The organism is Actinoplanes sp. CA-051413 (genome assembly GCF_050955795.1).
In the GTDB taxonomy this organism is placed as follows: Bacteria; Actinomycetota; Actinomycetes; order Mycobacteriales; family Micromonosporaceae; genus Actinoplanes.
In genome coordinates, this window is the sequence record NZ_CP192100.1 from 22,552 (window position 1) to 40,549 (window position 17,998).

Genomic DNA, 17,998 nt, shown 5'->3' on the forward strand with positions numbered 1-17,998 from the left:
TTACGTCGAGGGGGTCAGGCCGCGGCCGAGGTCGGCAGGAGGGCCAGATCACTGAGGCTGATGATGCCGACCACGTTGCGGTCCGCGTCGCAGACGAGCAGCCGGCGGACGCCGCGCTCGCGCATCGCCTGGACGGCCTCGTCCACCCCGGCCGACTGCTCGATCATGATCAGCTCGTGGGTAGCGATCGAGGCCAGGGTCGTCGACTTCGGTGGCCGGCCGTCGGCGATGGCCCGGACCACGATGTCGCGATCGGTGACCAGTCCGGCGATGGTCGGGCCCGCGGTCACCACGACGTCGCCGATGGACTGGTCGCGCATCGCCTGCGCCGCCTCGTCCAGCATGGTGTCGCCCGGCAGGTAGACCACCCGCCTGGTCATGACCTCAGCGACCGTGGTCCTCGCCATGGGTGGTGACCTCCCCGTTCTCGTGTCACTCGTGTCCAGCCCGTACCCGTGCTATCCGATCGTTACACGCGCCACGTCGGCGATCGGTACATCGTGTCGCTCGTCCGTGCGGCGGTCGCGGAACTCGGCGTACCCCTCGGCCAGCCGGCGGCCGACCACCACGATGCGCCGGATGCCGATCAGCTCGGCGTCGGTGAACTTCACGCCGGCCGACAGCTGCGGCCGGTCGTCGACCAGCACCCGCAGGCCCTGGGCTTCCAGCTCGGCGGCCAAGGTGAGGGCGGCGTCGATCTGACCGCCCTTGCCGGCCGCGATGACGTGCACGTCGGCCGGGGCGACCTCGTCCGGCCAGAGCAGGCCGCGGTCGTCGTGGTGCTGCTCGGCGACGGCGGCGACCGCGCGGGAGACCCCGATGCCGTAGCTGCCCATGGTCGGGCGCACCGGCTTGCCGTCCGCGCCGAGCACGTCGACCGAGAAGACGTCGGTGTAGCGGCGGCCGAGCTGGAAGATGTGCCCGATCTCGATGCCGCGCCGGATGGCCAGCTCGCCCTCGCCGCAGGCCGGGCAGGCGTCGCCGGCGCGGACCTCGGCCGCCTCGATGGTGCCGTCGGGAGTGAAGTCGCGGCCGGCGACCACCGAGGTCGCGTGCCGGCCGGGCTCGTTGGCGCCGGTGAGCCAGGCGGTGCCGGGCGCCACCCGGGGGTCGGCGAGATAGCGCAGCTTGAGACCCTGCGGGCCGATGTAGCCCTTGACCAGGTCGGGCCGGGCGGTGAAGTCGTCGAACATGGTGGCCGTCGCCGGGCTGAGGGCCGCGTCCAGCCGCTTGAGGTCGACCTCGCGGTCACCCGGCACGCCGATGACCAGCAGGCTGTCCTCCCGGCCGGGGTGGTGCACGGTGACGACCACGTTCTTGAGGGTGTCGGCCGCGGTCCAGTCGGTGCGGCCGTCGAGGGACTGTTTGTTGGCCAGCTCCACGAGGGCGGCGATCGTCGGGGTCTCCGGAGTGTCGTGGACGGTCAGCGGGTGGTGCTCGCGCTCCGGGACAGCCGGGACCGGGGTCACCACGGCCTCGGTGTTGGCCGCGTAGCCACAGGTGGTGCAGGCCACGAACGTGTCCTCACCCACCTCGGATGTGGCGAGGAACTCCTCCGAGGCCGAGCCGCCCATCGCCCCGGACATCGCCGACACGATGGTGTGGTCGAGGCCGAGGCGGTCGAAGATGCGCTGGTACGCCGCGCGGTGCCGGGCGTACGACTCGGCCAGGCCGGCGTCGGAGAGGTCGAACGAGTACGCGTCCTTCATCAGGAACTCGCGGCCGCGCAGCAGCCCGGCGCGCGGGCGAGCCTCGTCGCGGAACTTGGTCTGGACCTGGAAGAGGATCAGCGGGAAGTCCCGGTAGGAGCTGGTCATGTCCTGCACCAGCAGGGCGAACATCTCCTCGTGGGTCGGCGCCAGCAGGAAGTCGGCGCCGCGGCGGTCCTTGAGGGTGAACAGGTCGTCGCCGTACTCGGTCCAGCGGCCGGTGACGTCGTAGGGCTCGCGGGGGAGCAGGGCCGGGAAGGACACCTCCTGGCCGCCGATCGCTGCCATCTCCTCGCGGACGATCGCGGTGATCCGGTCCAGCACCAGCTTGCCGAGCGGCAGCCAGGTGTAGCCGCCCGGGGCCGAGCGCCGGATGTAACCGGCCCGCAGCAGCAGCCGGTGACTCGGCACCTCCGCCTCGGCCGGCTCCTCGCGCAGGGTCTTGAGCAGCATGGTGGACATCCGCAGCAGCATGCGACGAAGCCTAGAAGCCACCACCGACAGGAATCATCCGGTTATCCGGTGTCGCCAGCGTCACGCTGACGCGCGGCCGGGCCGGTGCAAAACTGGCTCAAGCGGCGGCATGGAACGGGGGAAAAGGCCATGAGCTGGAACAACTTCGTCGCGCTGGGCGACAGCTTCACCGAGGGCATGGACGATTCGTACCCGGACGGCACCTACCGCGGGTGGGCCGACCTGGTGGCCGCCCGGCTCGCCGTCGACGCCGGCCCCGGCTTCGGTTACGCCAACCTCGCCGTCCGCGGCAACGTGCTCGGCCAGGTCCTCGCCGAGCAGCTGGACCCTGCCCTGGCCATGCGGCCGAGCCTGGTGAGCTTCGCCGCCGGCGGCAACGACATCCTGCGCCGCCGGGTCGACGCGAACGGCCTGGTGCACAAGATCGACCCGGCGATCGCGCAGTTGCGGGCCGCCGGTGCCGACGTGATCCTGTTCCGGTTCGCGGACGTCACCGCCCACCTGCCCGGCCAGCGCATCGTCGGGCCCCGGGCTGCCGCCCTCAACGACGGCGCCCGCGAGCTGGCCGACCGGCACGGCGCCATCCTGATCGATCTCTTCGCCGACGACGCGTTCCACAATCCGCTGCTGTGGAGCTCCGACCGCCTGCACCTGTCCGCGGCCGGGCACCGCCGGGTCGCCGCGCACGTGCTCGACGCCCTCGGTGTCGGTGTCGACGAGGAGTGGCTGCTCGTGCCGCCGATGCCGGCACCCACCCCGTGGCTGCTGGCCCGCGGCGCCGACCTGCGCTGGGCCGGGCAGCACCTCGCACCCTGGATCAAACGGCGGCTCGCCGGCGCCTCCTCCGGTGATCTCGTGACGGCTAAGCGTCCCGAGCTGCGCCCCATCGAAGCGATAGCGTGAGTGACATGTCAGTAGAGAACGATCCGGCGCCGGCCCTGCAGGCGTACGCCCACCCCGACAAGCTGGTCACCACCGAGTGGCTCGCCGCCCACCTGGACACCCCCGGACTCGTGGTCGTGGAGTCCGACGAGGACGTGCTGCTCTACGAGAGCGGCCACATCCCCGGCGCGGTCAAGGTCGACTGGCACCTCGAGCTCAACGACCAGCTCACCCGGGACTATCTCGACCCGGCCGGGTTCGCCGCGATGTGCGAGGCCAAGGGCATCGGCCGGGACGACACGATCGTGTTCTACGGCGACAACTTCAACTGGTGGGCGGCGTACGCCCTCTGGGTCTTCAGCCTGTTCGGGCACCGCGACGTGCGCCTGCTCGACGGCGGCCGGCAGAAGTGGGTGGCCGAGGGCCGCGAGCTGACCCGCGACCGCACCGAGCGGGCGCCGGCGACCTATCCGGTGCCGCAGCGCGAGGACGGTCCGCTGCGCGCGTTCCGGGACCAGGTCATGGCCCACATCTCGAGCGGGCGCCCGCTGGTCGACGTGCGTTCCCCGCAGGAATACACGGGTGAGCTGACCCACATGGCGGCGTACCCGCAGGAGGGCGCGCTGCGTGGCGGGCACATCCCCGGTGCGCTCAGCAAGCCGTGGAAGTCGGCGGCCAACGAGGACGGCACCTTCAAGCCGGCCGACGAGCTCACCAAGATCTACCGGGACGAGCTGGGGCTGGAGACCGGTGACGACGTGATCGCGTACTGCCGGATCGGCGAGCGGTCCAGCCACACCTGGTTCGTGCTGCACCACCTGCTCGGCTATCCGCAGGTCCGCAACTACGACGGCTCCTGGACCGAGTGGGGCAACCTGGTGCGCGCCCCCATCGCCAAGGGCACCGAGCCGGGCGGCCTCTCCTGACGGTCCGCGTGGCGGCCTGACTGCCCGCGTGGCGGCCGCCGCCTAGATTCGGCGGCATGGGAGCAGCCTGGCGGGATCACAGCGCCACGATCATCGCCACGTTGCTGCTCCTGCCGCTGGCCGGCGTCGTCGCGTACCGGTGGCGGCGCCGGAGCCGGTCCCGGCGCGACGCTCTCGCCGAGGTCGGTCTGCTCTGCTGGACGCTGCCGTTCCTCGGCATGCTCTTCACCCCGCAAGCCACGCCGCGGTCGATCGACCTCGTGCCGCTGCACGACCTGCCGTCCTGGTTCTCCGGGGATCCGGGCACGGCGGTCGCGCAGTTCGCCGGCAACCTGGCCGTCCTGGCCGGGGTCGGTTTCTTCCTGCCGGTCCGGTTCGGCTGGGCCGCCTCGCTGCTGCGCATCTTGGCGATCGCCGCGGTCAGTGCGGTCGTGATCGAGGCCCTGCAGTGGGTCCTCGCGATCGGCCGGGTCTCCAGCGTGGACGACGTGATCGTCAACACGGCCGGTGCGGTGCTCGCGGCCGCCTGTTCGGGCCGGTGGTGGGTCACGGAAAAGGCGGACACCGAAGGTCAGATCGTGCCGGTACCCTGAGCGCCTCAGCGCCGACGGGGAGGGCGACGAACCGACGTGAGCAACACTTTTCAAGTCGACCTGCGGGGCATCGTCGACCTGCTCAGCCACCATCTCTATGCCAGCCCGCGGGTCTACGTGCGCGAGCTCCTGCAGAACGCGGTCGACGCGATCACCGCGGTGCGGCAGGACGGGACCGGTGCGACCGCGCGGATCAGCATCGAGTCCGCCGGCACGACCGGTGACGGCAGCCTGCGCATCGCCGACAACGGCATCGGTCTCACCGAGGCGCAGGTGCACGAGCTGCTGGCCACCATCGGCCGCAGCTCCAAGCGCGACGAGCTCGGCTTCGCCCGGCACGAGTTCCTCGGCCAGTTCGGCATCGGCCTGCTCTCCTGCTTCCTGGTCGCCGACGAGATCCGGGTGCACACCCGCCATGCCGACGCCCCACCGGTGCTGTGGACGGGGTACGCCGACGGTCGCTACGACGTACGGCCCGGGCCGGAGCGGGAGCCCGGCACGTCGGTGACCCTGATCCCGCGCCGCGGGTCCGAGATGTTCCTGGCCGGCCCGACTGTCACCCAGCTCGCCACCCTGTACGGCTCGCTGCTGCCGGTCGACGTCACGGTGGACGGCACCACCGTCACCGTCGGCGAGGTCCCCTGGGCCGCCGGTCGCCGGGCCGCGATCTCGTACGCGGAACGCACCCTCGGCTTCACCCCGTTCGACGTGATCGAGCTGGACGTGCCCGAGGCCGGGCTCACCGGCGCCGCGTTCGTGCTGCCCACCCCGGTCAATCCGGCCACCCGCGGCGGTCACCGGGTCTACCTCAAGCGCATGCTGCTGGCCGAGGCCGTCGAGGGCCTGCTGCCGGAATGGGCCTTCTTCGCCCGCTGCGTGGTCGACAGCACCGAGCTGCGCCCGACCGCCAGCCGCGAGGCCCTCTACGACGACAGTCTGCTGGTCGCCACCCGCGAGGCCATCGCCGACCAGCTGCGCGGCTGGCTGGTCCGGCTCGCGTCGACCGACCCGCGCCGGCTGGCCGAGTTTCTGCGCATCCACCACCTCGGGGTCAAGGCGCTCGCCCTGCACGACGACGAGATGCTGCGCCTGGTCGAGCAGTGGTGGCCGATGGAGACCAACACCGGCCAGATGACCCTGGCCGAGTTCCGCTCCCGGCACGGCCTCATCCGGTACGCGGCCACGACCGACGAGTTCCGCCAGCTGGCGGCCGTCGCCGCGGCCCAGGACGTCGGGCTGATCAACGGCGGTTACACCTACGACGCCGAGATCATCGAGCGGTTGCCGCAGCTCGACCGGGCCATCAAGGTCGAGCGGCTGGAGCCGACCGACCTGGCGACCCGCTTCGACGCCCTGGACGCCGCCACCGAGCTGCGGCTGCGCCCGTTCCTGTCGGCCGCCCAGCGCCGGCTCGACCGGCTCGGCTGCGAGGTGGTCGTGCGCACCTTCGAGCCGGCCAACCTGCCCGCGCTCTATCTGGTCAGCCGCGCGGCGCACTTCCACGAGGAGTTCACCGCCACCCGGGAGAAGGCCGACGAGTTGTGGGGCGGCGTGCTCGACGCGCTCGCCGACAGCGACCCGCCGGACCGTCCGCAGCTGGTCCTCAACCACCGCAACCCGCTGGTCCGCCGGGTCACCGCGATCGGCGACGCCGACCTGACCGCGCTGGCTGTCGAGGCACTGTACGGCCAGGCCCTGCTGCTCGGCTACCACCCGATCCGGCCCGCGGACGCAGCTCTGCTCAACACGTCGTTCCTCGGCCTGCTGGGCCGGGCGGTCCCGGGGGAGGCGCAGTGAGCCGGTCCGCCGAGGAGCTGTGGGGGCTGCTCCAGGAGGCCCACCGGATGCCGTACGGGGCCGCGCAGATCGCCGTCATCGAGCAGGTCATCCGGCACGCCGACGCGCTCGGCGACCGGGAGCTGGGCTATCAGGCGCGCATCCTGGCCACGACGGCGTACACGTACGGCGGTGAGGTCGCGAAGTCGTTCGTCACGTTCTCCTGGTGCCTGAGCGACTTCGACCGCGACCCGGCGCCCTTCCACGCCCGCACCGAGCAGGACCTGCTGTGGCATTTCAAATACATGGTGTCGGCGCTGACCAAGTTCCCCGAGGTGCCGCTGGCCCGCACGTACGCGGTGCTGGACGACATGGAACGCCGTTACCTGGAGGCCGGCCACAGCCTGCAAGCGGTCCACAAGCATCGGTACGTGGTGGCCCGGCACGTCGGCCTGGAGGACGAGGCCAACCGGCTCTACGAGCGGTGGAACACGACGCCCCGCGACGATCTCTCCGACTGTGCCGGCTGTGACCCGTCGGCGCAGGTCACCTATCTCTCCAGCCGGGGCCGCGACGAGGAGGCGGTGGCTCTGGCCGAGCCGGTGCTGGCCGGGCGGCTGAGCTGCACCGAGCAGCCGCAGACCATCCTCAGCGGCCTGATGGTGCCGTATCTGCGCACCGGCCGACTGGAGGAGGCCGCGGACGCCCACCGTAGGTCGTACAGGCTGATGCGCGGCAACCTCGCCGATCTGTGGGAGATCGGTGACCACATCGCGTTCTGCGCGCGGACCGGCAACGAGAACCGCGGGCTGGAGATCCTGCAACGGCACATCGACTGGCTGGAGCGGGCGCCGTCCCCGGCCGCGGGCATGAATTTCGCCGCGTCGTCGGCGCTGCTGCTGCGCCGGCTCGTCACCCTGGGCCACGGCAAGACGATCGTGCACCGCCGGGAGAAGGACGACGTCACGGCCGAGGATCTCGCCGAGGAGCTGGCGGCGTTCGCCACCGCGCTGTCGCTGCGTTTCGACGCGCGTAACGGCACCACGGCGCAGAGCCGGCTGATCGCCGCGGAGATCGCCGCGCAGCCTTACGACGTGGTCCTGCCGTTGTCCGCGTCCGCCCGGCGCCGTCCGGCCCCCGCACCGCAGCCGGTGCCCAAGCCCGCCGGGCCGGTCGAGATCCCGGCCGACGCCGATGCCGACACGTTGCTCGGCCTGGCCGAGGAGCACGAGCTGCAGGACCGTGACGACGAGGCCGACGCGGTCCTGGCCGTGTACGACGCCAAGTTCGGCAAGGGTGAGGACGTGGTGGCCGCCGCCGACGGTGATCCCGCGGTGATGCAGCGCGCGGCCCGCCGGGCGATGTTGCTCGGTAGTCAGCTGTGGCGGGCCGATGACCAGGACGGCACTGCAGTTGTGTGGCGCCGGGCGATCGACCTGTTCGCCGCCGCCGGCTCGGAGGGTGACGCCTCGGTGGCCCGGGGCCGGCTCGGCGTCTCGGTGGCGCTGGCCGGGCGTCCCGACGAGGGCCGGACGCTGATCGAGCCGGACACCGCCTATCAGGAGGAGCACGGTGACGCCCGGCAGCGGGCGGCCGCCTGGTCCCGGCTGGCACTGATCAACCTGGTTCAGGACCGCCCCGAGGAGGCCAACGCCGCGCACGATCGGTCGGAGCAGGCCGCCGCCGAGACCGATGATCCGCGCCTGCGGGCCTTCTATCTGGCCCGGCGCGCTTCGAACCGGGCCGCCGCCGGTCGTCACGAGGAGGCCCTGGCTGCGGCGGCCGAGGCGCGCGCCTACTTCCAGGAGCACGGTCCGGCTCTGCGGCTGGCCGACGCGGCCGCCCTGTTCGGCCAGCTCACCTCCGATCCGGGGGAGGCCGCCGAGGCGTTCGGTGAGGTTCTGGCCGCCGGCGAGCCGGCCGCCGCGCTGACCGCGCGACTCGGCCGGGGCCGGGCCCTGGTCCACCTCGACCGCCCCGGTGAGGCGATCGACGATCTGGTCGAGGCCGTCGCGCTCTGCGCCGAGCAGGACCTGGACGAGGGCGGCGCCTTCATCCGGCAGGAGCTCGCGGACGCCTACCGGCAGGCCGGAAGGATCGTGGAGGCGGCCGAGGTCGCCGAGGAGGCCCTCGCGGGGCTCGAACGGCTCGGCCACGACGAGGCCGCGGACAACACCCGGTTCCTGCTGGCCGGGCTCTATCGCCAGCTCGGTGACAACACGGGCTCGCTCGCGCTCTACGAGGAACTGGTCGGGCGGCTGGCCGACAATCCGGCCGGCCGTGGTCAGATCCGGGAGAACGCCGGGGACCTGTTGTTCCGGCTGGACCGTGACGCCGAGGCCGCGGAGTGGTTCGGTGCCGGGGCCGAGGATCTGCGGGTGGCCGGCGATCCGCTCGGTGAGCTGCGGTTGCTGCGCCGCCGGGTGATGGCTCTGCACTGGGCGGACGACGTGGCGGCGGCCGAGGAGACATACCGGCTGGCCGAGCGCAAGCACGCCGGCCTGCCCGCCGAGGTGGGCGAGGAGCCGGGCGCGGTGTGGGAGCGGGCGATGCTCGGCTTCGAGATGGCCCGGCTGCTGCTGGCCCGGGGCCGTGCCGCCGAAGCTGTGCCGTATGTCACCGATGCGCCGGAGCGGCTGCGGGAGGTGGGGTCGGCCGGCGAGGCGGACCAGGTCGCGACGCTGCTGGGGGAGGCGCTGCTGCGCGCCGGACACCCGCAGCAGGCCGAGGACCTGCTCTGGCCGGTGCTCGGGGAGATGGCCCAGGACGCGCCGCAACGGCAGGTCACGGCCCGGGTGCTGGCCGAGGCGCTGGAGGCCGGGGGCAACCTGGAGCAGGCCGCACGGTTGCGCCGTACCGAAGGGGTGGAGGAGGACTAATCGGCTGAACGGCCGTTAAGGCTTCGGCTTGACAGCGGGTTAGAGTTGCCAGGTGACGGTAGATCAGCAGCAGCGTCCGGGCCCGCCGGCCCCCCGCCGGCGCTCGCGCCGGGACGAGATCCTCGAGATCGCGGTCGGCCTCTTCGCCGCACGCGGATATCACGGTGTCTCGATGGATGACATCGGCTCCGCCGCCGGCGTGACCGGCCCGGCCCTCTATCACCACTTCGCCGGTAAAGAGGCCATGCTGGTGGCCGCGCTCATCCCGGTCAGCGAGGGACTGCTGCACGGCGGCCAGGAACGCGTCGGCCGGCACTCCCAGGACGCGCACGCCGCGCTCACCGACCTGATCGAGTTCCACGTGGAGTTCGCGCTGGCCAACCCCGCGGTCATCGCCCTGCACCTGCACGAGCTCGACCGCCTCCCCGAGGAGCCGCGCCGGCAGATCCGCCGCCTGCAGCGCCTGTACGTCGAGGAGTGGGTCACCGTGCTGGCCACGCTGCGCCCCGAGCTGGAGCCGGCGGAGGCCCGGGTGCTGGCCCACTCCGCGTTCGGCCTGATGAACTCGACGCCGTTCCTCGGTGGTGAGGTCGATCGCCGCCGCCGGGCCGTGCTGCTGCGCGAGGCGACGGTGCACGCCCTCATCGGCCGCTGACCCGGCGGGTCGCGGGTAAGCCCGGCACTGCGAGTGGCCGGCCGCCGAGACGGCCGGGAAGCACGAGGGAAAAGAGCGAGATGATCGAGTCGCTGCTCATCGCCAACCGGGGCGAGATCGCCCGCCGGATCATCCGGACCGCCCGGCGGCTGGGGATCCGGTCGATCGCGGTCTACTCGGAGGCGGACGCGGGGATGCCGTTCGTCGCCGAGGCGGACGAGGCGGTGTGCGTGGGACCGGCCAACCCGGCCCAGAGCTACCGCAACACCGAGGCGATCCTGGAGGCCGCCAAGTCGACGGGGGCGCAGGCGGTGCACCCCGGCTACGGCTTCCTGAGCGAGAACGCCGAGTTCGCCCGTACGGTCGAGGCCAACGGCCTGGTGTGGGTCGGACCGTCCGCGGAAGCGATCACCGCGATGGGCGACAAGATCAACGCTCGCAACCTGATGGCGGCGGCCGGTGTCCCGGTCGCGCCGGGCACGCACGATCCGGCCGCGACCGTCGAGGCCGCGATCGAGGCGGCCGCGGAGATCGGCTATCCGGTGATGGTCAAGGCCGCCGCCGGCGGTGGCGGCATGGGCATGGCGGTCGCCGAGGACGAGGACGGCCTGCGCACCGAGTACGACAAGGTCCGCGCGTTCGCCGAGCGGATGTTCGGTGACGGCTCGGTGCTGATCGAGCGCTACTTCCCCCGGGTGCGCCACGTCGAGGTGCAGATCCTGGGCCTGGCCGACGGCCGGGTGGTGGCCCTGAGCGAGCGCGAGTGCTCGGTGCAGCGCCGCAACCAGAAGCTCGTCGAGGAGGCGCCCTCCCCGGCGGTGTCACCGGAGCTGCGTGCACGTTTCCTGGCCGCCGCGGTCAAGGCGGGCGAGGCGGTCGGTTACCGCAACGCCGGCACGGTCGAATGCCTGCTCGACCCCACCACCGGCGAGTTCTTCTTCCTGGAGATGAACACCCGGCTCCAGGTCGAGCACCCGATCACCGAGCTGATCCACGGCATCGACCTGGTCGAGGAGCAGCTGCGGATCGCGTCCGGGGCGGCGCCGACCTTCGATCCGGCGACCATCCACGCCACCACGGGCCACGCCATCGAGCTGCGGATCAACGCGGAGGACCCGAAGCGGTTCCTGCCCGGTCCGGGCCAGGTCACGACCTGGGTGGAGCCCACCGGCGACGGCGTGCGGGTCGACGCCGGCTACGGCCCGGGGACGACCGTCACGCCGTTCTACGACTCGCTGATGGCCAAGCTGATCGTGCTGGGCACCGACCGGGCGGATGCGCTGGCCAAGGCCCGGGCCGCGGTGGCCGGCTTCGAGATCGCCGGCCCCAAGCACAATCTGCCGTTCTTCGCCGAGCTGCTGGAGCACGACGAGTTCCTGTCCGGCAACTACGACACCGGCATCGTCGCCCGGATGCGCCCGGCGAAGGTCAAGAAGGGGTAGCGCTGATGGACACCGTCTCGATCCGCGAGGTCGCGCCGCGCGACGGCCTGCAGAACGAGGAGCCGATCCCGACCGGCAACAAGGTCCGGCTGATCGACGCCCTCTCCGGCACCGGCGTGCGCCGGATCGAGGCGGTGTCCTTCGTGCACCCCAGAGCCATCCCGCAGATGGCCGACGCGGACGAGGTGTGGGCGCGGGCCTGGCACAACCCCGACGTCCGCTACTCCGCGCTGATCCCCAACACCCGCGGCGCCGAGCGGGCGATCGCGGCGGGCTTCCGCGAGATCGAGGTGGTGGTGTCGGCCAGCGACACCCACAACCGGCGCAACCTGAACCGCTCGACCGACGAGTCGCTCGACGACATCACCGGCCTCATCCCGCTGATCCACGCGGCCGGCGCCAAGCTCGAGGTCATCGTGGCCACCAGCTTCGGCTGCCCGTTCGAGGGCGACATCGACCCCAAGCGGGTGGCGTCCATCGTGGAGCGGGTCCGCGCCGACGGCGCCGACCGCATCGCGTTCGGCGACACGACCGGCATGGCGACCCCGCGCCGGGTCCGTGACCTGCTCACCGAGGTACGCCCGGACCTGCTGCACTTCCACAACACCAGGGGTACGGGGCTGGCGAACGTGCTGACCGCCCTGGAGCTGGGCGTCACCGAGTTCGACGCGAGCGTGGGCGGGATCGGCGGCTGCCCGTACGCGCCGGGCGCCTCGGGCAACATCGCCACCGAGGAGCTCGTGCACATGCTCGAGGACATGGGCATCCGCACCGGAATCGACCTGGACAAGCTGATCGCGGTGGCGGAACTCGCCGAGGACCTGCTGGGTCGCACACTCCCGTCGGGTGTTCTTCGGGCCGGGCCGCGCACCAGATTGGTGTGATCCGAATTCTCTTTACCGTTCTTTCGCTTCCGGTGCGACGCGATCAATTTTCCGGAATGCCTGCGTGACCCTCGCTGGGCCGCTTCGTTACCAATACCGAGTGGCCGATATCGCCTTGTTCCTTCCGGGCGGGCAGTCGGTCCAGTAGGAGTCACGAGCCGACGGACAGGGGCAGGACAATGACGGGACGGGTGGTCGAGCGCGATGCGCGTACGGCGTACCGCTCCGCGTCAGTCCGGCCCGCCGGTGTCTCCGCGCTCATGCCGCCCCACAGCCAGGGGGCGGAGCGGCGCAAGGAGCACCGCGCAGGACGCACCGGATCCCGGTGGGGCCTGCGTGCACTGGTCGTCGGCGGTCTGGCCGGCGCGGCCTGGCTGCTCACCGGCGCTGCCGCGCACGCCGCGGACCGTGATCCGGCGGGTGAGGGACTGTCCCTCGGCTCGTCGCTGATCGGCTCTGTGGTGCACGGCGAGAGCCACAGCGTCCCGGTGGTGGACCGGGTCCTCAAGGCGGCCGTCAAGCCGCTGGCATCCGATCACCACCGACGTCTCGCTGCCGCCGTGGCGCTCCCGGGCAAGCTCGTGGGAACGCCGGCCCCGGCCACGAAGAGCAGCAACGACGCGGATCCCGTCCTGGGCGGGGTCGACAGCGTCGTCCGGGAGTTGACCGCCCCACTTCGCCCTTCCGGTGAAGCGGTGGACACCCGGAAACTCGTCCCGGTCACCGATGTCCGGGAGCCCGAGCCGCCGCGGGCGGGGAGTGCGCCGGCGCTGCCGGTGCGGCACTCCGCGACGCGGGTGAGCGGCTCCGAGGTCTCGGGGACCGACGTCTCCGAGGTGGACGCCGAGCAGTCCGATGAGGACCTGACCGCGGCCGGCGAGATCGTCGCCGACCAGGTCAGCACGGTCGGCGAGGTCGTGGACAGGGACGAGGAGGTACCGGCGGCCGAGCGTCAGCCCGACCGGCGGGACCAGGTGGGAAAGACCGTCGCCCGGCAGCACACCTTCGCTGCCGACCGGCACCGGGCCGCCGCCACGGCGGCCGAGCTGGAGACGGTCAGCGACACACCCGGCGGTGACGGACCCGCGCCTCTGCGGGTGCACCTCGGGGCAGCGAACGGCGTTCCGGCCTCCGGGCCGTCAACTGCGACGGAGGGCGGCTCTGCGGCCTTCCTTCCGGCCAAGGTCGCGGACAGTACGGTGGCGTGCCACCGGCTGCCCATCGCGGCCGACGTCGAGGTCCGGCGCCATGACGCCGAGGCACCGACCGTCTCACCTGACTAGTACCGGCACCGGCCGGCATCTCCGTCACCCGCGGCACTCCAGCGGATGCGGTGTGCCCGCACCACGGGCCTGATTCCCGAACCGCTTGCGAACAGGCGGCGAATCACCTCGGGGCCCAATCTCCGGTACGCCACCGCTCTGCAATGCGTCACTCGCAACGGGCGCACGTCGACAGGCGGGGTCAGGGCAGTCCATGAAAAAGGCTCGTGGCACCGCTGCGCCCGAAAGCACCGATCAATTGAATACGCGTCTCACCATTTTCTGACAATTCTGAAAGGCATCTTCTTTCCATGAAGACTTGGGTTCGTAAGACTCTCAGCGTCGGTGTTCTGGCGGCCGGCGCCCTGCTGTTCGCCCCCGGCGCAGCGCAGGCCGACGTCTCGCAGGACAGCTCCGGCAACGTCGGCATCCTCAACGGCACGCAGGTGTTCGCCCCGATCGCCGTGCCGCTGAACGTGGTCGGCAACTCGATCGGCGTGGCCGGCGAGGCCAACTCGGCCGGCTCGGGCATCAACTTCGTCGAGAGCGGCCAGCACCGCAAGCGCGGTGGCAAGGGCGGCGTCTCGCAGAACACCTCCGGCAACTTCGGCATCGCCAACGGGACCCAGGCGTACCTGCCGATCTCCGTGCCGGTGAACGTGGTCGGCAACTCCGCCGCGGTGCTGGGCCTGGCCAACGCTTCCGGCGCCGGTGTGAACCACGTCGAGAGCACCAAGGTCGAGCACGGCAAGGGCAACAAGGGTGGCCGCGGCGTCGACCAGAACTCCTCCGGCAACTTCGGGGTTCTGAACGGCACGCAGGTCTACGCGCCGATCGACGTCCCGATCAACCTGTGCGGCAACGCGCTCAGCATCCTGGGCCTGGCCCAGTCGCAGGCGGCGTGCGTCAACGGTGACGGTGGCGGCCACCGCCGCGAGTCCACCTCGCAGGACACCTCGGGCAACTACGGGATCGCCAACGGCACCCAGGTCTACGCCCCGATCTCCGCGCCGCTGAACATCGCCGGCAACTCGATCGGTGTCGCCGGCGAGGCCAACTCGGCCGCCGTCGCGAAGAACGAGTCGGCCCGTGGCCACGACTTCTCGCAGGACTCGTCCCGCAACGTGGGCATCCTGAACGGCACGCAGCTCGCGGCGCCGATCAGCATCCCGATCAACGTCTGCGGCAACTCGCTCGCCGTCCTCGGCCTGGCGAACTCGGCGGCGGCGTGCGCCAACGACGTCGACGTCGACGGTGACCGCGGTCACGGCCACGGCCACGGCAACGGCAACGGTGGCGACAACGGCCACGGCCACGGCCACAACGGCAACGGTGGCGACAACGGCGACAAGGACGACGACTACGTGGCCGGCGACGGTGACGTCAAGGGCGACGGCTACGGCGACAAGGACGACGACGACGTCGCCGGCGACGCCGGCAACCAGGACGACAAGTACGGCAAGCCGGCTCGCAAGAGCACCCAGGAGGCGGGCGCCGTGGACGGCCTCACCCAGAACCTGAGCAACGCGGGTGGCCTGAACGTCGGTGGCCTCAGCGTCCTCGACACGCTCGGCAAGTAAGTAGTTGCGATGAGGCCCGGGTCACGCCGGTCCCGGGCGTGACCCGAGCGACGCCCCTGGGCGTCGGGCAGTAAACCGGCGCTCCTCCACAGCGCCGGTCGTACGAAACGGACGGGAGTCCCCGCTACCTGCGGGGGCTCCCGTTCGCCGTGTCTGGTCTCCGTCCCCGGAATGCGTTAGCCTAACGATCGTTCAGGGATCGAATGAAGGGGACCAGGTGGCACCCGATCTGTATGGCGAGGACGCGCTCGCACAGGCACGCAAGCGGGCGATGGCCGGCGGCGCCGAGCGCTATCACGCCGCCAACGCCGCGAAGGGCAAGCTCTTCGCCCGCGAGCGGATCGCGCTGCTCGTCGACGACGGCTCCTTCGTCGAGGACGGGCTCTACGCCAACAGCTTGGCTGACGGACTGCCCGCGGACGGCGTCATCACCGGAAACGCCCGGATCGACGGGCGCGAGGTGTGCGTGATGGCCAACGACTCGACCGTCAAGGCCGGCTCGTGGGGCGCGCGTACGGTCGAGAAGATCATCCGGATCATCGAGCGGGCGTACGAGTACGGCGTACCCATGGTCTATCTGGTGGATTCCGCGGGCGCGCGGATCACCGACCAGGTCGACCTGTTCCCCGGTCCCCGCGGAGCGGGCAAGATCTTCCACACCCAGGTCCGGGCCTCCGGTTCGATCCCGCAGGTCTGCGCGCTGTTCGGGCCGTCCGCCGCGGGCGGCGCCTACATCCCAGCCTTCTGCGACGTGGTCGCCATGGTCGAGGGCAACGCAAGCATGTATCTCGGCTCCGACCGGATGGTCGAGATGGTCACCGGGGAGAAGACGACGCTCGAGGCGATGGGCGGCGCGCGGGTGCACTGCGCCGAGTCCGGGGTCGGGCACTTCCTCTGCAAGACCGAGCAGGACGCGCTCGACGTGGTCCGCTCGTACCTGTCCTATCTGCCGGCGAACTGGACGCAGCAGCCGCCGGCGGCCGAGGCCCAGGAGCCCGCCGCCGTCGATCTAGCCGCGCTGGTCCCGGTCAGCGAGCGCCGGGCCTTCGACATGCGCCGGTACGTGAAGGGCATCGTCGACAAGGGCTCCTTCTTCGAGATCCACGCGCTGTGGGCCCGCGAGCTGACGGTCGGCTTCGCCCGGCTCGACGGCCAGGTCATCGGCGTGGTCGGCAACAACTCGATGTTCAAGGGCGGAGTGCTGTTCGTCGACTCGGCCGACAAGGCCAGCCGTTTCGTCCAGCTCTGCGACGCCTTCAACGTGCCGCTGCTGTTCCTGTCGGACGTGCCCGGCTTCATGGTCGGCAGCGCGGTCGAGAAGCAGGGCATCATCCGGCACGGCGCCAAGATGATCAGCGCCATCTCCGAGGCCACCGTGCCCAAGATCTGCGTCGTGGTGCGCAAGGCCTACGGCGCCGGCCTGTACGCGATGGCCGGTCCCGGCTTCGACCCGGAGGCGACCATCGCCCTGCCCACCGCCAAGATCGCGGTGATGGGCGCGGAGGCGGCCGTGAACGCCGTCTACGCCAACAAGATCGCGGCGTTGCCCGAGGGCGAGCGGGCGGCCTTCGTGGCCGAGCGCCGGGCCGAGTACGAGCGCGACATCGACATCCTGCGGCTGGCCAGCGAGCTGGTCATCGACACCATCGTGGAGCCCGCCGACCTGCGCGGCGAGCTCGTCCGCCGGTTCGCCGCCGCGCGCGGCAAGGACCGCGGATTCTCCCGGCGCCGGCACGGCGTCACCCCGGTCTAGAAAGGATCCGTCATGGTCGACTTCCGGCTCAGCGAGGAGCAGGAGGCACTGGTCATCAGCGTGCGGGAGTTCGCCCGCGAGCAGGTGGCACCGGTCATCGCCGAGCACTACGAGAAGAAGACGTTCCCCTACGAAGTGATCCGGCAGATGGGCAAGATGGGCCTCTTCGGCCTGCCCTTCGCCGAGGAGCACGGCGGCATGGGCGGTGACTACTTCGCACTCTGCCTGGCCCTGGAGGAGCTGGCCCGGGTCGACAGCAGCGTGGCGATCACCCTGGAGGCGGGTGTCTCGCTGGGTGCGATGCCGATCTACCGCTTCGGTACGGACGCGCAGAAGGCCGAGTGGCTGCCCCGGCTGACCAGCGGTGAGGCGCTCGCCGCGTTCGGGCTGACCGAGCCGGGCACGGGTTCCGACGCCGGCGCCACCACCACCCGCGCGGTGCTCGACGAGCGGACCGACGAGTGGGTGATCAACGGTTCCAAGGCGTTCATCACCAACTCCGGCACCGACATCACCTGCCTGGTCACGGTGATGGCCGCGACCGGCACGAAGGCGGACGGCAGCAAGGAGCTGTCCACCATCATCGTGCCGTCGGGCACTCCCGGCTTCACCGTCGCGCCCGGCTACTCCAAGGTCGGCTGGTGCGCGTCCGACACCCACGAGCTGGCATTCGACGACGTGCGCGTGCCGGCGGCCAACCTGCTCGGCGAGCGGGGCCGCGGTTTCGCCCAGTTCCTGCGCATCCTGGACGAGGGCCGGATCGCCATCGCGGCGCTGTCGGTCGGCCTGGCCCAAGGCTGCGTCGACGAGTCGGTCAAGTACGCCAAGGAACGTCAGGCGTTCGGCCGGCCGATCGGCAACTACCAGGCCGTCCAGTTCATGATCGCGGACATGGAGATGCGCGCGCACACGGCGCGGATCGCGTACTACGAGGCCGCGGCCCGGATGCTGGCCGGCGAGGACTTCAAGCACCAGGCCGCGCTGGCCAAGCTGTACGCGAGCGAGGCCGCGATGGACAACGCCCGGTACGCGACCCAGGTGCACGGCGGCTACGGCTTCATGAACGAGTCCGCGGTGGGCCGCTTCTACCGCGACGCGAAGATCCTGGAGATCGGTGAGGGTACGTCCGAAGTGCAACGCATGATCATCGCGCGCGGCCTCGGACTGTAGATCTTGGACTCCC

The 17,998-nt window shown here is 71.3% G+C and carries 14 protein-coding genes; 12 read left to right on the forward strand and 2 right to left on the reverse strand.

What is annotated here, in order from left to right:
* Positions 1 to 14: 14 nt before the first annotated feature.
* Together ACQP2Y_RS00120 and ACQP2Y_RS00125 are read right to left on the reverse strand one after the other, a co-directional pair.
* Positions 15 to 407 (reverse strand): CBS domain-containing protein, encoded by a 393-nt coding sequence (locus tag ACQP2Y_RS00120; RefSeq protein ID WP_433723403.1) that lies wholly within the window; start codon positions 405 to 407, stop codon positions 15 to 17.
* Positions 408 to 458: 51 nt separating this feature from the next.
* The gene (locus ACQP2Y_RS00125; protein ID WP_433723405.1) at positions 459 to 2,183 is read right to left on the reverse strand and encodes a proline--tRNA ligase; all 1,725 of its coding nucleotides are present in this window, start codon (positions 2,181 to 2,183) and stop codon (positions 459 to 461) included.
* A 129-nt stretch (positions 2,184 to 2,312) separates the two neighbouring features.
* Here ACQP2Y_RS00125 and ACQP2Y_RS00130 point away from each other — a divergent pair, with 129 nt between their 5' ends.
* The 12 genes from ACQP2Y_RS00130 (at position 2,313) to ACQP2Y_RS00185 (ending at position 17,985) form a co-directional block, all read left to right on the forward strand.
* Complete coding sequence (locus ACQP2Y_RS00130; protein ID WP_433723407.1) at positions 2,313 to 3,086, forward strand: SGNH/GDSL hydrolase family protein; 774 nt, start codon at positions 2,313 to 2,315, stop codon at positions 3,084 to 3,086.
* A gap of 5 nt (positions 3,087 to 3,091) precedes the next feature.
* Complete coding sequence (locus ACQP2Y_RS00135; protein WP_433723409.1) at positions 3,092 to 3,991, forward strand: sulfurtransferase; 900 nt, start codon at positions 3,092 to 3,094, stop codon at positions 3,989 to 3,991.
* A 56-nt stretch (positions 3,992 to 4,047) separates the two neighbouring features.
* A complete protein-coding gene (locus ACQP2Y_RS00140) occupies positions 4,048 to 4,584 on the forward strand; it encodes a VanZ family protein (protein WP_433723411.1) in 537 nt (178 codons plus the stop codon).
* 36 nt (positions 4,585 to 4,620) lie between these two features.
* Positions 4,621 to 6,381, forward strand: a complete 1,761-nt coding sequence (locus ACQP2Y_RS00145; protein ID WP_433723413.1) for an HSP90 family protein — start codon at positions 4,621 to 4,623, stop codon at positions 6,379 to 6,381.
* Positions 6,378 to 9,239, forward strand: coding sequence for a tetratricopeptide repeat protein (locus tag ACQP2Y_RS00150; RefSeq protein WP_433723415.1), 2,862 nt, complete (start codon positions 6,378 to 6,380; stop codon positions 9,237 to 9,239). Before ACQP2Y_RS00145 ends, ACQP2Y_RS00150 begins: the two co-directional genes overlap by 4 nt.
* A 52-nt stretch (positions 9,240 to 9,291) precedes the next feature.
* The gene (locus tag ACQP2Y_RS00155) at positions 9,292 to 9,894 is read left to right on the forward strand and encodes a TetR/AcrR family transcriptional regulator (protein ID WP_433723417.1); all 603 of its coding nucleotides are present in this window, start codon (positions 9,292 to 9,294) and stop codon (positions 9,892 to 9,894) included.
* Between the two features lie 80 nt (positions 9,895 to 9,974).
* Positions 9,975 to 11,336 (forward strand): acetyl-CoA carboxylase biotin carboxylase subunit, encoded by a 1,362-nt coding sequence (locus ACQP2Y_RS00160; RefSeq protein WP_433723419.1) that lies wholly within the window; start codon positions 9,975 to 9,977, stop codon positions 11,334 to 11,336.
* A gap of 5 nt (positions 11,337 to 11,341) precedes the next feature.
* Positions 11,342 to 12,220, forward strand: coding sequence for a hydroxymethylglutaryl-CoA lyase (locus ACQP2Y_RS00165; RefSeq protein WP_433723421.1), 879 nt, complete (start codon positions 11,342 to 11,344; stop codon positions 12,218 to 12,220).
* A gap of 179 nt (positions 12,221 to 12,399) precedes the next feature.
* The gene (locus ACQP2Y_RS00170; protein WP_433723423.1) at positions 12,400 to 13,503 is read left to right on the forward strand and encodes a hypothetical protein; all 1,104 of its coding nucleotides are present in this window, start codon (positions 12,400 to 12,402) and stop codon (positions 13,501 to 13,503) included.
* A 290-nt stretch (positions 13,504 to 13,793) separates the two neighbouring features.
* Complete coding sequence (locus tag ACQP2Y_RS00175; RefSeq protein WP_433723425.1) at positions 13,794 to 15,062, forward strand: chaplin family protein; 1,269 nt, start codon at positions 13,794 to 13,796, stop codon at positions 15,060 to 15,062.
* A 271-nt stretch (positions 15,063 to 15,333) separates the two neighbouring features.
* On the forward strand, positions 15,334 to 16,815 hold the full coding sequence (locus ACQP2Y_RS00180) for an acyl-CoA carboxylase subunit beta (RefSeq protein WP_433732406.1): 1,482 nt from the start codon (positions 15,334 to 15,336) through the stop codon (positions 16,813 to 16,815).
* A gap of 12 nt (positions 16,816 to 16,827) precedes the next feature.
* On the forward strand, positions 16,828 to 17,985 hold the full coding sequence (locus tag ACQP2Y_RS00185; protein ID WP_433723427.1) for an acyl-CoA dehydrogenase family protein: 1,158 nt from the start codon (positions 16,828 to 16,830) through the stop codon (positions 17,983 to 17,985).
* Positions 17,986 to 17,998 lie beyond the last annotated feature (13 nt).